This window comes from Ancylobacter novellus DSM 506 (assembly GCF_000092925.1).
In the GTDB taxonomy this organism is placed as follows: Bacteria; Pseudomonadota; Alphaproteobacteria; order Rhizobiales; family Xanthobacteraceae; genus Ancylobacter; species Ancylobacter novellus.
The window spans coordinates 3,502,414-3,515,126 of sequence record NC_014217.1; the positions used below are offsets into that span (position 1 = coordinate 3,502,414).

9 protein-coding genes are annotated in these 12,713 nt (G+C 69.8%); 1 reads left to right on the top strand and 8 read right to left on the bottom strand.

What is annotated here, in order from left to right; translation table 11 throughout:
* Window positions 1–50 precede the first annotated feature (50 nt).
* The 8 genes from SNOV_RS16530 to SNOV_RS16565 form a co-directional block, all read right to left on the bottom strand.
* Entirely contained in the window at window positions 51–827 is a 777-nt protein-coding gene (locus tag SNOV_RS16530) for a 2,3-dihydro-2,3-dihydroxybenzoate dehydrogenase (RefSeq protein WP_013168104.1), read from the bottom strand.
* A complete protein-coding gene (locus tag SNOV_RS16535) occupies window positions 809–4,711 on the bottom strand; it encodes an enterobactin synthase subunit F (RefSeq protein WP_013168105.1) in 3,903 nt (1,300 codons plus the stop codon). The genes SNOV_RS16530 and SNOV_RS16535 overlap by 19 nt, the downstream gene beginning before the upstream one ends.
* Window positions 4,712–4,714: 3 nt before the next feature.
* On the bottom strand, window positions 4,715–5,002 hold the full coding sequence (locus SNOV_RS16540; RefSeq protein WP_013168106.1) for a phosphopantetheine-binding protein: 288 nt from the start codon (window positions 5,000–5,002) through the stop codon (window positions 4,715–4,717).
* Window positions 5,002–5,658, bottom strand: a complete 657-nt coding sequence (locus SNOV_RS16545) for an isochorismatase family protein (protein WP_013168107.1) — start codon at window positions 5,656–5,658, stop codon at window positions 5,002–5,004. Before SNOV_RS16545 ends, SNOV_RS16540 begins: the two co-directional genes overlap by 1 nt.
* A 2-nt stretch (window positions 5,659–5,660) precedes the next feature.
* Entirely contained in the window at window positions 5,661–7,292 is a 1,632-nt protein-coding gene (locus SNOV_RS16550; RefSeq protein WP_013168108.1) for a (2,3-dihydroxybenzoyl)adenylate synthase, read from the bottom strand.
* Complete coding sequence (locus tag SNOV_RS16555) at window positions 7,289–8,497, bottom strand: isochorismate synthase (RefSeq protein WP_013168109.1); 1,209 nt, start codon at window positions 8,495–8,497, stop codon at window positions 7,289–7,291. The genes SNOV_RS16550 and SNOV_RS16555 overlap by 4 nt, the downstream gene beginning before the upstream one ends.
* Before the next feature lie 55 nt (window positions 8,498–8,552).
* Window positions 8,553–9,764, bottom strand: coding sequence for a YncE family protein (locus SNOV_RS16560; protein ID WP_013168110.1), 1,212 nt, complete (start codon window positions 9,762–9,764; stop codon window positions 8,553–8,555).
* A gap of 62 nt (window positions 9,765–9,826) precedes the next feature.
* Complete coding sequence (locus SNOV_RS16565) at window positions 9,827–10,903, bottom strand: ABC transporter substrate-binding protein (protein WP_013168111.1); 1,077 nt, start codon at window positions 10,901–10,903, stop codon at window positions 9,827–9,829.
* 473 nt (window positions 10,904–11,376) lie between these two features.
* Here SNOV_RS16565 and SNOV_RS16570 point away from each other — a divergent pair, with 473 nt between their 5' ends.
* On the top strand, window positions 11,377–12,693 hold the full coding sequence (locus SNOV_RS16570; protein WP_013168112.1) for a UDP-glucose dehydrogenase family protein: 1,317 nt from the start codon (window positions 11,377–11,379) through the stop codon (window positions 12,691–12,693).
* Window positions 12,694–12,713 lie beyond the last annotated feature (20 nt).

The following is a 12,713-nucleotide window of genomic DNA, read 5'->3' on the forward strand; positions in this document are numbered from 1 at the left end:
CGCTACGCTCGCACCTCAGGATGAGGTCGTTCTCAAGATAAACGCGCAGATCACCCCCGCATCGTCGCGCCGCCGTCGACATAGAGGTCGGCCATGGTGATGTGCCCCGCGCGGTCGGAGAGCAGGAACACCACGGCATCCGCTACGTCGTCCGGCGTCGCCAGCTTGGCGAGCGGGATGCCGGTCTTGAAGGTCTCAAGCGAGCCGGCGATCACGCGCGCGGCGCCGTCCGCGTCCGCCCACATGGCGGTCTGCATCGGGGTCAGCGTCGAGCCGGGGGCGACGATGTTGCAGCGGATGCCGTGCGGCGCCAGTTCCAGCCCGAGGCAGCGGGTGAACATGGTCGCTGCCGCCTTGGAGGCCGCATAGGCCGCCATGGCATGGCGCGGAATGCCGGCGGCATTCGACGACACCGTGACGATGGCTCCCCGCGCCCGCTCCTGCATCGCCCGCGCCACCGCCCGCGAGACGCGGAACACGCCGGCCGCATTGATGTCGAGCACGCGCTCCCATTCATGGTCGGAGAGGCTGACGACCGGCTCGTAGGACAGCACGCCGGCGACATTCGCCAGCAGGTCGATCGGGCCGATGTCCCGCTCCACGCGCGCGACCAGCGTATCCACCGCCTCGGTCGAGCGCACGTCGAGCAGCACCGCATGGACCCTGCCGCCGAGCTCTCCGGCAAGCCGCGCCACCGCGCCCTCGTCGATGTCGGTCGCCACCACCGTCACCCCTTCGAGGTGAAGCTGGCGCACCACCGCGGCGCCGATGCCGCCCGCGGCTCCCGTCACCAGCGCCACCTTGCCGCTCAGACCGCTGTCGCGCATGAGGCGCTCTCCTTTTCAGCTTCCGCCAGTGCCCGCGCCAGCACCGGGGCGATGGATTGCGAGGCTTCCGGCCCGGTGAGGAAGGCGTGCAGCGAGGCGATGTCGGTCACCTCGATGCCCGCAACATAGGGCCGCCACTGCTCGGGGAGCAGGTCGCGCCCCTGATGATCGAGCGCGGCGCGGAAATAGGTGACCGGCCCGTCATAGAAGCGATGGAAATGCCCGCGCACCAGCGCGCTGTTGCCGGAGACGACGCGCACCACGCCGTCAAGCGCCGCATCGGGCAGCAGGCCGAGCGGGCTGTCGGAGGCGCGCAGGAAAGCCAGCACCGACTTGCGGTTCAAGGCGAGCGCCGGCAGGCGGTCGGGATCATGCCCGGCAATGGCGATCATTGCCTTCAGCGCCGCGCCCTCGTCCGGCTCCGGCTCGGCGCGCCAGCAATCGGCGGGGTAGGAATCGAGCATCGCCACCACCCCGACCTCGGCGCCGATCTCCTTCAGCCGCACCGCCATGGCCTGGGCGATGATGCCGCCGACCGACCACCCGACGAGGTGGTAGGGGCCGTGCGGCCGAACGTTGCGGATGCGCGCGACATAGTCGGTGGCGAGGGCTTCCAGGCTCGTAGGCGTCGGCACGTCGGGCGACAGCGCCGGCGCCTGCACGCCATAGACGGTGCGGCGGGGCGAGAGCGCGCGGGCGAGCCGCCCATAGCACCAGGAGATTCCGCCGGCCGGATGAATGGCGAAAAGCGGGGGAAGGGTCGGATCGCCCTCGACCAGCGTGATGATCGGCCCGAGGCCGGCATCCCGCTCCGGCTCCTCGGCGTCGATCAGCCGGGCGAAGCCTTTGAGCGTCGGCTGAGCGAACAGCGCCCCCAAGCCGGGATCGCGGCCCCATTCCTCGCGCACGCGCAGCAGCAGCGCGACGGCGGCGAGCGAATCGCCGCCGAGCGAGAAGAAATCGTCCTCGGCGAAGACCGGCGACGTCAGGCCGAGCTGTGCGGTGAAGAGTTCGGCGAGGCGCTGCTCGGTCGGCGTCTCCGGCGGGCGCGACCCGGTGCCGGCGAAGTCAGGCGCCGGCAGGGCAGCACGGTCGAGCTTGCCATTGGCATTCACCGGCAGGACATCGAGCGCGACGAAGGCGGCCGGCACCATGTAATCGGGCACGCGGGCGGCGACATGGGCCTTCAGATCGGCTAGGTGGGCGCCCTGCTCCGGCACCACATAGGCGACGATGCGCTTCGATCCGCCATCCTCGCGGGCGACGATGCCGGCCTGCTTTACCAGGCCGGAGGCCATCACCGCCGCCTCGATCTCGCCAAGCTCGATGCGCAGGCCGCGGATCTTCACCTGATGGTCCGAGCGGCCGAGGAACACCACCGCCCCGTCCGGTCGCCACAAGGCGAGGTCGCCGGTGGCGTAGATGCGCTCCCCCGGCCGGAACGGATCGGGGAGGAAGCGCTCCTGCGTCAGGTCCGGCCGGCCGAGATAACCCCGCGCGAGCTGCACGCCGCCGAGATACAGATGACCCGGCACATTCGGCGGCTGCGGGCGGCCCTTCTCGTCCAGCACATAGAGCCGCGTGTTCCACACCGGAAAGCCGATGGGCACGGGCAGCGAAGGATCGTCCGGCCCGGCCGGCCAGTAGCTCACATCCACCGCCGCTTCGGTCGGCCCGTAGAGATTGTGCAGCTCGGACGACACCGTGCGGTGGAAGCGGTCGCGCAGGTCCGCCGGCAGTTCCTCGCCGGAACAGAAGATTCGGGCGAGCGACAGGCCGCGCACGCTCGGCTCGGCGAGGAAGGCCGCGAGCATGGAGGGCACGAAATGCGCGGTGGTGATTTTCTCCTCAGCGATGATCTTCGCCAAGGCCACCGGGTCGCGATGCGCCTCGGGCGGGGCGACGACGAGGCAGGCGCCGGAGAGGAAGGGCAGGAAGAACTCCCACACCGAGACGTCGAAGGTGGCGGGCGTTTTCTGCAGGATGCGGTCGGCGGGCGAGAAGCCGTAGTGCTCGCGCATCCAGACGAGCCGGTTGACGATGGCCCGGTGCTCGATCACCACGCCCTTCGGCTCGCCGGTCGAGCCGGAGGTGTAGATGACATAGGCTGCGTCGCCGGGCCGGGGCGAAGGGAGCGCTGCGCCGGCCGGCCGGGCGCTCCAGTTCTCCGGCGTCAGCACATCAACTTTGCCGGCAAAGCGATGGGCGTCCCCTTGCTGGGCCAGCACCAGAATCGGCTTCGCCGAGGCGAGTATGCGGTCGATCCGCGCGTCGGGCTGGGCGAGGTCGAGCGGCAGATAGGCGGCGCCCGCGCGCAGGATCGCGATCAGCGCGATGACCAGATCGAAAGAGCGCGGCAGCGCCACGGCGACGATCCGATCCGGTCCCGCCCCCGCCGCGCGCAACTGCTCGGCCAGCGCCCGGCTGCGGGCGTCGAGCGTCGCATAGTCCATCGTCGCGCCGTCAAAGCGCAGCGCCGGCGCGTCGGGCGTCGCGCGCAGCGTCCCTTCGATCAGCGCGGCGAGCGTGGTGTCCGGCACCGGATGGTCGGTGGCGTTGAGCGCGAAGAGATGCCGCTCCGCCTCATCGGGCGTCGCCGTCGGCACCTCGTCGAGCGTTTCCACCGCGCTCGCCGCCTCGATGAAGTGCTTCAGCCGCGTGGCATGCGCCTCGACCGTGCCGATGTCGTAGAGGTCCGGGTTGGCGTCGACCTCCAGCCGCAACCCGTCCGTGCCGTGCAGGCGGAAGGTGAAGGTGATGTCCTCCACCGGGCCGGTGGACAGGACCTCCAGCCGGCTCTCCAGCCCGTGGAAGCGCGGCGTCTCGTCGAACGGCAGCAAATTGATGAGCGGCCCGTGCAGCCGGCGCTGGCCGCCGATCAGCTTGAGGTCGCGACGCAGCTGCTCGGAGCGGTAGCGGCCGTGCCGCCGGGCGCTAGTAAGACTCTTAGCCACCGCACCGAGAAAATCATCCAGCGGCCCATCAGGGGCGGCCACGCGCAGTGGCAGCACGTTCATCAGCATGGCCGGCACCCGCGCCGCCGCGCTGCCGAGCCGCGCCATGAAGGGCACGCCGAGGATCACCTCGGGCGTTCCGGTGTGGCGCTGGACATAGGCGGCGGAAAGCCCGGTGACGACGTCCGGCCAGGGGATGCTGGTGCGCTCACCTATCGCCTTCAGCCGGGCGAAGGCGCCGGCGTCGATCTCCACCGCGCGGCGATGGAAGCCCGGCGCGCTCACCGGATTGCCCGGCGCGAGGCTCGCCACCTCGGGGCGATCCGCGAACAGCTCGCGCCAGTAATCGCCATCCTTCGCCCGCTTTTCCGAAGTGCGATAGGCGGCGTCCTCCGCCAGCACCACGGCGAAGCCTGGCGGCGGCGCGCCGGCCTCCGTCCCGCGCAGGCGGGCGTTGTAAAGCTCGGCCACGCGCTGGGTGAGCAGGATCATCCCATAGCCATCGATGGCGAGGTGATGGATACGCTGCTGCCAGATATGGCGCTTCGGCCCCAGCACGAAGAGCCGCTCGGCCGAGAGCTTCTCGCGCGTCGGGTCGATCGGGGTCGCCATGTCGCGGGCGATGTCGGCCTGCGCCGCCGCCAGCGGATCGGGGGCTTCCGAAACGTCGATGATGTCGAGAACGGGCCGGTTGGCCGGATCGATGAACTGCAACGGCCCTGCGGGATCGTCGATCATGCGCAGCGCCAGCGCGTCGGCTTCCTCAACCGCCCGCGCCAGCGCCGCCTCGAAGGCGATGAGGTCCAGCGGGCCGGCAAGCTCGATATACTGCCCGGTATTGAACAGCGGGTTCACCGGGTCGAGCCGCTGCGCGTACCACAGGCCCGACTGCGCCTCGGTGAGCGGATGCGCCTCCCCCGGGACCTCCATGCGTCAGCCCGCCCGCGCGGCCTGTTTGCGCGACACGAGCTCCCACCAGCCGTCCAGCGTCGGGTTCTCGGCGAATTCGGAGAATTCGAGCTCCAGCCCGCCCTCGCTCCACAGCAGCACGAGGTTCATCGCTCGCATGGAATCGAGGCCGAGATCGATCAGGCTGTCCTCGCCGTCGATCTCTTCCGGGTCCTCGTGCAGCATCTTCGCGATGTCCGCGCGCATCTTCTCGCGCGTCACCGGCGCCACGGGCGTGACGATGCGCTTGATGTCGCCGGGCTCGATGGCCATCACAGCACCTCCAATATGGCCGCCGTCATCAGCGGCACGGCGCAGACATCGGCGGCATAGGAAAGCGCGAGGTCGTGCTTGGCGCGGGAGAAATCCGCCAGCGCGTCCGCCGCCATGAAGGGCTCAATGTCGCGCATGAAGGCGTCGGCGGCGGTGAGCGTGCAGCCGATATGGGCATAGACGCCGCAGATGATCAGCTGGTCGCGGCCGCGCGCGCGCATCAGCGCCTCCAGATTGGAGCGCTGGAAGGCGCTGTAGCGGTGCTTGACCAGCACGAAGTCGCCCGGCTCCGGCGCCAGAGGCGCGACGACGGGCTGATGCTCCGGCGCCGCGCTCATGCCCGGCCCCCAGAGGTCGGCCTGAAGCCCGCGGTCGCGGCGGTCCTGATTGCCTTCCTGCGCGGTGTAGAACACCGGCACGCCCGCCGCCCGCGCGGCTTTCGCCAGCGCCGCGATATTGGCGATGACCGGCGCGATGGGTGCGGCATCGGCGTCGAAGATGCGCAGGAAATAGTTCTGCATGTCGTGGATCAGCAGCGCGGCGCGGTCGCGGTCCAGCTTCCACGGCGCGCGCGGCTTCGGCAGCTCGTCCGCGCGGGGGAGATCGTAGGGGGCGACGGTCGGCAGCCCGGGTTTTCCGCCCAGTTTGGCAGTCATGTTCACTTCTCCGCCTCGGCGGCTTCGAGGAAGCGCCGGCGCAGGCTGGCGCGCAACTCCTTGCGGCTCACCTTGCCCACCGCCGTGGTCTCGAAGGCGTCGACGAAGACGACCTGGTCCGGCACCTTGAAGTCGGCAAGGCCGCGCGTGCGCATCCACGCCTTCAACGCTGCCGCCTTGGGCTTCTCGCCCTGCGGGATCACGAAGGCGCAAGAGCGCTCGCCGAGGAATTCGTCCGGCAGCGAGACCACTGCCGCATCGAACACGCCGGGATGGGCGAGGAGATGATCCTCGATCTCCTCGGCCGAGATCTTCTCGCCGGCGCGGTTGATGTGGTCGGTCGCCCGCCCCTGAACGACGAGATAACCGTCGGGCGTGCGCTTCACCACGTCGCCGGTGCGGTAGAAGCCGTCCGGCGTGAAGGAGCGGGCATTCGCCCCGTCATCATTGTGATAGGCGCGGATCGTGTAGGGGCCGCGCGTCAGCAGGTTGCCGGCCTCGCCCTCGGGCACGGGGTTGCCCTCGTCGTCGAGGATCAGCACCTCGTCGTCGGGGCTGATCGGCCGGCCCTGCGTGGAGACGATGCTCTCCTCGTCGTCGTCCAGGCGGGTGTAGTTCACCAGCCCCTCGGCCATGCCGAACACCTGCTGGAGCGTGCAGCCGAGCACCGGCTTCACCCGGCGGGCGGATTCGGTGAGGAACTTGGCGCCGCCGACCTGCAGCACCTGCAGCGAGGAGAGGTCGTGCGCGGTGCTCGGCGCCGCCTGCAGCCAGAGCAGCGCGAGCGGCGGCACAAGGCCGGTGATGGTCACGCCCTCGCGCGCGATCAGCGGGAAGGCGACCTCCGGGCTCGGCGAGGGCGAGAGCACCACGCGCGAGCCGGCATAGAGCGCGCCGAACACGCCGGGCGATGACATCGGGAAATTATGAGCGACGGGAAGCGCGGCGAGATAGACGCTCTCGGGCGTTAGCTTGCATATCTCGGCGCTGGCGCGGAACGAGTAGATATAGTCGTCATGCGTGCGCGGGATGAGCTTGGAGAGCCCCGTCGAGCCGCCCGAGATTTGCAGGAAAGCGACCTCGGACGGATCGGCATCCTCTGGTAGCGCGATCTCCCTGCCCGCCGGCAGCGCGTCGAGCGCGGTGAACGGCCCGCCTTCGCCGACCACCACGACATGCTCCACCGCGGGTACCTGCTCGCGCACCTCCTGCGCCAGCGTGCGGTAGTCGAAGCCGTCATGGCTGGCGGCAATGAGGTAGCCGCGCGCCTCAGCGGTGTGGGCGAAATGGGTGATTTCGACGATGCGGTGGGCGGGGAGCGCATAGACCGGGATGAGCCGGGCGCGGAACAGGCCGAACACCACGGAGAGGAATTCGGCGATGTTCGGAAGCTGCACCACCACCCGGTCGCCGGGGTTCAACCCCAGCACCAGCAGGCCGCGGGCGATGTTTTCCGCGCGGGCTTCGAGCTCGGCGAAGGTCCAGCGGTGTTCACCGCCGACCACGGCGAGATGGTCCGGCAGCTCGGCCGCGCGGGCGCGCAGGAAGGAGGAGAAGGTCTCGCCGCGCCAATAGCCCTTGGCGCGGTAGCGGGCGGCGAAGTCGTCCGGCCAGACCTGCGACAGAGGCTTCACGCCCGTGGCTCCCCGGCCGCGCGGCCGTCCTCGTCGATACCGAAGGCGCCGAGCAGCGCGGCGAACTTGGCGGAGGTCTCCTCGCCTTCCGCGACCGGATCGGAACCCGGCACGATGCCGGCACCGGCATAGAGCCGCGCCTCGTTGCCGGCGATCTCGGCGCAGCGTATCGCCACATGCCAGGCGCCGTCGCCTCCCTCGTCCACCCAGCCCGCCGCGCCGGCATAGAAGCCACGCTCATAGCCTTCGAGTTCCGCGATCGTGCGGGCGGCGGCCTCGCGCGACGTGCCGCAGACGGCCGGCGTCGGGTGCAGCAGGGCGGCGAGGTCGAGCGCGGACATGGCTTCGTCGCGCAGCCGGCCCTCGATGCGGGTGCCGAGGTGCCACATGGTGGCGGTGGCGGAGAGTTGCGGCTCGCCGGGATGGGCGAGCGCAGCGCAGTGCGGCGTCAGCAGGTCGAGAATGGCGGTGACGACCTCCGCATGTTCGCGGCGGTCCTTGTCCGAGGCCATCAGCGTCTGCGCCGCCGCGCGGTCAGCGCCCGCGTCGGGCAGGCGCCGGGCGGAGCCGGCGAGCGGGTGCGAGATGACATCCAATCCCTGCCGGGCGACCAGCAGTTCGGGCGTGGCACCGACCAGTGCACGGCCGCTCGGTCCGCCAGCCAGCGGCACGCAGAAGGCGGTGACGTGCGCGTCCTGCGCCAGCGCACGCAGTAGCGCGCTCGCCTCGATCGGCCGGTCGGAGAGAAGGCGCAGGCTGCGCGAGAGGACGACCTTGCGCAGGCCCTCCTCGCCGCGCGCCATGCGCGCCAGCACCTCGGCCACCGCAACACGGTAGGCGGCGAGCGGCGGCTCGGCCTCGACGCGCCATTGCAGCGCCGGCACGGCCGCGCGCACCAGCGCCGGAGGAAAGGCCGCGGCGAGGCGCGAACGCCCGGCGCTGCGGGCGATCTCCGCCGGCTGGTAGAGATGCGCCGGCGCGCCCGCCGCGAAGGGCAGCGCGCCGACGATGATGCGGGGACCGGACGCCTGTTCCGCGAAGAAGGCCCGCGTCCGCGTGCCGGAGGATTCGCCGGAAGACTTGCCGGCCTCCCCGACGAGGCGCAGGCAGCCGCGGCCGACCAGCGTCTCGCGGTTCGACACAAGCGCGAAGGGCAAGGCGGGCACGAACGCCGCCTCGGCCGCCTCATTCGCGGCATTACGCATGCGCATCGCTCCGCTCGGCACTGTCATCGGGAAAACCGGCTCCGGGGTCACGCGGTCACGGCTTGATCAGCGTGACGCTGTCGCCGTAGGGGTCGACCATCGGCACCGGGCGGGCGCGCTCGCCAGCCGGCGGTGCCGACGGAGCCGCAGCGGGCGTCGCGGCGGGAGCGGCGGCAGCGGGCGCCGGAGCGGCGGGCGTCGCGCCGGGAGCAGCAGCCCCGGCGGGCGGCGCCGGCGGGCGCGGGCGGCCGGCGGTCTTCAGCTTGTTGGTGACATAGGCGTTGCCGGTGGCGGCATCGACCGCGACGGTCTGCGGCATCGAGCCCGTCACCACATTGGCGATCGGCTCCAGCGTCTTGGTGTCGATCAGGCTGACGAAGCCGGCGGTGCGGTTGGCGACGTAGAGGATGCTGCGCTCGGGATCGATGGCGACGCTCAGCGCGCCGCCGCCGGTCGGGATCTTCTTGATCACCGAGCCGTCCTTGGCATCGAGCGCCGTGACCTCGCCGGAGCCCTGATTGGCGACGAACACCTGGTCGCCAGAGGCGTCATAGACGAGGTTGATGGAACCCTCGCCGCCCGACGGGAAGCGGTTCGTCACCTTCTTGGTGGCGAGGTCGACCACGACGACCTCGTTGGCCTGCAGCGCCGAGAGGAAGAGACGGTTGTTCCTGGCATCGAGCGAAATGCCGGCGATGCCGCCCGCGAGGTCGTCGATGCTGTCGACGATCTCCTTCTTGGCGCCGTCGACGATCCAGACCGCGCTCGGCTTGTCGCGCATGCCGAGCACCGTCACATAGGCGCGGTCATTGGCCTCGTCGACCGCGACCTCGCGCACATGCGCCTTCTCGCCCTTGGCGAGCTTGGCCACCGGCTTGCCGGTGGTCAGGTCGATCACGGCCAGCGAGCCGTCGCGGGTCTGGGTGCCGTAGAGCGTCCTGGTCTTGTTGTTGATGCCGAGGCCGAAGACCGGATCGTCACCGAGCGCGATCGTCTCCTTGGTCTCCAGCGTCGCCGGATCGAGCCCGTAGACGAAGGTCTCGCTCGCCCCGCGGGTGCCGGCGGCGGCGACATAGACCCGGTTCATCACGGGGCTGAAGACGATCTCGTAGAGCCCGGCGCCCGGCTTCACGGACTTCACATATTGCGGCTCGGCAGCGGCGGTGCCGGCGAGCGCCGCCCAGGCGAGGGCGGCAAGAGTGGCGGCAAAGGGCGCTAAACGCAGCAGCTTCGGGCGGGGCCGGGCAACGGGCGCTTCGATCGGCATGGTCGTCTCCATTGATGACAGCGGCGGGAGGAATGCGAACCGGCCCCGGCGACCGGCGCGCATCAGTCGAGATCGATCCAGTTCGGCCCCTCGACCGGCACGGCGAGGAAGCGGGAGTTCACTTCGTCGACGGTCTTGTCCACGTCGAGATCGGCAAAGCGTTCGGGATGGATCCACTTCGCCAGGATCTCGACGGTGAAGAGATCCAGCGGCGAATTCAGCATCTGGTGCGACAGGCCGTGGACGCGCTTGTCGCGCACCGCCGCCAGCCCGGCGAAGCCTGGCCGCGCGATGACGCGCGCCAGCGTCTCGCGCGCCCGCTCGGGGCTGTATTCCGGCCCGATCAGCAGCCCGGCGGTGCCCTCCATATGGCTGCCGCCGGTGGCGATGTAGACCTGCGGGTCCTGCGAGATGACGTATTCGAGGTTCAGCTTGCCGAAGGCGCGCGGGATGACCGCCGCGCCGATATTGGTGCCGCCCACCGCCTCGATGATGTCGCCGACATTGCCGCGGCCGGGAGAATTGCAGCAATCGGCGGTCATGGCGGCGTGGGGTTCGAGGAAGACGCGCGGACGCTCGCTGTCCTTCAGGCCGGCGAGCTTGTCCTTCACCACGTCGAGATGGGCGCGGCGGAAGGCGAGGAAGGCCGCGGCCTGCTCCTCGCGTCCGGTGGCCTTGCCGAGCAGCGTGAGGCTCGGCTCCAGATTGGTCAGCGGATGGGTGAAGAAGTCGATCACCACCACCGGGATGCCGGCCGCCTCGATGCGGGCGCGCTCCTCGTCGGAGGGCTGCGAGCCGAGCGAGAACACGGCGAGGTCGGGCTTGGCCGCCACCACCTGCTCGACCGAGAGCGCGCCAGCCGAGCTCGCCACCTTGGCGAGGCCGTCTATGGCGGGGAACCTGGCCTTGTAGGCCTCATAGGTGCGCTTGCCGATGCGGTTGATGTCGCGCGGCCAGGCGGCGATCACGCTCACCGGGTCGGGATGGATGAGCGAGAGCGCGATGAGGAAGCGCCCGTCATCGATCAGCAGCCGCTTGGCCGGCGCGGCAATCTTCACCTCGCGGCCGGTGACGTCCTTCAGCGCGATGTCGGCGCTCGCCGGCCGCGCGGCGAGAAGAACCAGCGCCAGCGCCAGCATCAAGCCGCTCCAGGCGACGACAGGCCGGCGAACAGGGTAACGGGAGCCGAAGTGCATGAGCGAAAAACACCGGACGAAGGAATGTCTTGCTGCGGCGTAATCCCCCTTCGGCGGCGATCATGTCAACTAAACATTTTGTAATTGCTTGTTTTTAATTAGTCTAATGTGGAACTATTGCCTATCTGATATCAATTTTACTTAGGATTAACTGATATGACTTGACGTCGCGTCATCAATTCGCCGTGTGAGCTGCGCGCGCCGCCGCGCAGGGCCGCCCGCCAGCCGCGCCGCCTGTCGCGAAACCGATACAGAATCCTGCCATGGGTCGAGTTCGCGCGTCCGTGCGCCCGAGGCCGCGTGGCCTTCCCTTGCGCCTTCCCTCTCGAAATGGGCCGCGCGATTGGCTAAAGGGGCGGTGAAGCCCGAGCGCGGTCGTGTCGATCGCAGCCGGGAGCCTGGATTGAGAGTGCTCCATGCGCGTTGCGATGATCGGTACGGGCTATGTCGGCCTGGTCTCCGGCACCTGCTTCTCCGACTTCGGCCACGAGGTCACCTGCATCGACAAGGACGCCGCCAAGATCGAGCGCCTCAAGGCCGGCGAGATGCCGATCTTCGAGCCGGGCCTCGACGACCTGGTGCGCCGCAACGCCGCCGCCGGCCGGCTGCAGTTCGACACCGACCTGACGCATGCCGTGCGTGAGGCGGAAGTGGTGTTCATCGCCGTCGGCACGCCCTCGCGGCGCGGCGACGGCCATGCGGACCTCTCCTATGTCCACGCGGCGGCGCGCGAGATCGCCCGCGCGGCGGACGGCTTCACCGTCGTCGTCACCAAGTCGACCGTGCCGGTCGGCACCGGTACCGACCTCGAGCACATCATCCGCGAGGAGGCGCCGAACGCCGACATCGCCGTCGTCTCCAACCCGGAATTCCTGCGCGAAGGCGCGGCGATCGAGGACTTCAAGCGGCCGGATCGCATCGTCATCGGCACCGGCGACGAGCGCGCCCAGCACGTGATGGCGGCGCTCTACCGCCCGCTCTCGCTCAACGCCGCGCCGCTCATGTTCACCGAGCGCAACACCGCCGAGCTGATCAAATACGCCAGCAACGCCTTCCTCGCGATGAAGATCACCTTCATCAACGAGATCGCCGACCTGTGCGAGAAGGTCGGCGGCGACGTGCAGGAAGTGGCGCGCGGCATCGGCCTCGACCGGCGCATCGGGCCGAAGTTCCTGCACGCCGGCCCCGGCTATGGCGGCTCCTGCTTCCCCAAGGACACGCTGGCGCTGATGCGTACGGCGCAGGAGGCCGGCACGCCGCTGCGCCTCATCGAGACCGTCACCACGGTCAACGACAGCCGCAAGGCCGCCATGGGAAGGCGGGTGCTCGACGCGCTGGAGGTCCCGGCGCGCGGCGCGACCGTCGGCGTGCTCGGCCTCACCTTCAAGCCGAACACCGACGACATGCGCGACAGCCCGGCGATCCACATCGTGCAGTCGCTGCTCGACCGCGGCGTGCGCGTGCGCGCCTACGACCCGGCCGGCATGGAGGAGGCGAAGAAGGTGCTGCCGGACGGCATCGACTACGCGTCGAGCCCCTATGACTGCGCCGACGCGGCGGACTGCCTCGTCATCGTCACCGAATGGGACGCCTTCCGCGCCCTCGATCTCGACCGGCTGAAGACGCTGCTGAAGAGCCCGATCGTGGTCGACCTGCGCAACATCTACCCGCCGGAAGACCTGATCGAGCGAGGCTTCAAATATGTCGGCGTCGGCCGCGGCAACGGCGACTGAGGTTTTCAGAACGCCCCGCC

Excerpts from the sequence above, each read along its gene's own strand:
- SNOV_RS16530 (WP_013168104.1), bottom strand. The coding sequence starts at position 827 with ATGCGCGACAGCGGTCTGAGCGGCAAGGTGGCGCTGGTGACGGGAGCC.
- SNOV_RS16535 (WP_013168105.1), bottom strand. The coding sequence starts at position 4,711 with ATGGAGGTCCCGGGGGAGGCGCATCCGCTCACCGAGGCGCAGTCGGGC.
- SNOV_RS16540 (WP_013168106.1), bottom strand. The coding sequence starts at position 5,002 with ATGGCCATCGAGCCCGGCGACATCAAGCGCATCGTCACGCCCGTGGCG.
- SNOV_RS16545 (WP_013168107.1), bottom strand. The coding sequence starts at position 5,658 with ATGACTGCCAAACTGGGCGGAAAACCCGGGCTGCCGACCGTCGCCCCC.
- SNOV_RS16555 (WP_013168109.1), bottom strand. The coding sequence starts at position 8,497 with ATGCGTAATGCCGCGAATGAGGCGGCCGAGGCGGCGTTCGTGCCCGCC.
- SNOV_RS16560 (WP_013168110.1), bottom strand. The coding sequence starts at position 9,764 with ATGCCGATCGAAGCGCCCGTTGCCCGGCCCCGCCCGAAGCTGCTGCGT.
- SNOV_RS16565 (WP_013168111.1), bottom strand. The coding sequence starts at position 10,903 with ATGCTGGCGCTGGCGCTGGTTCTTCTCGCCGCGCGGCCGGCGAGCGCC.
- SNOV_RS16570 (WP_013168112.1), top strand. The coding sequence starts at position 11,377 with ATGCGCGTTGCGATGATCGGTACGGGCTATGTCGGCCTGGTCTCCGGC.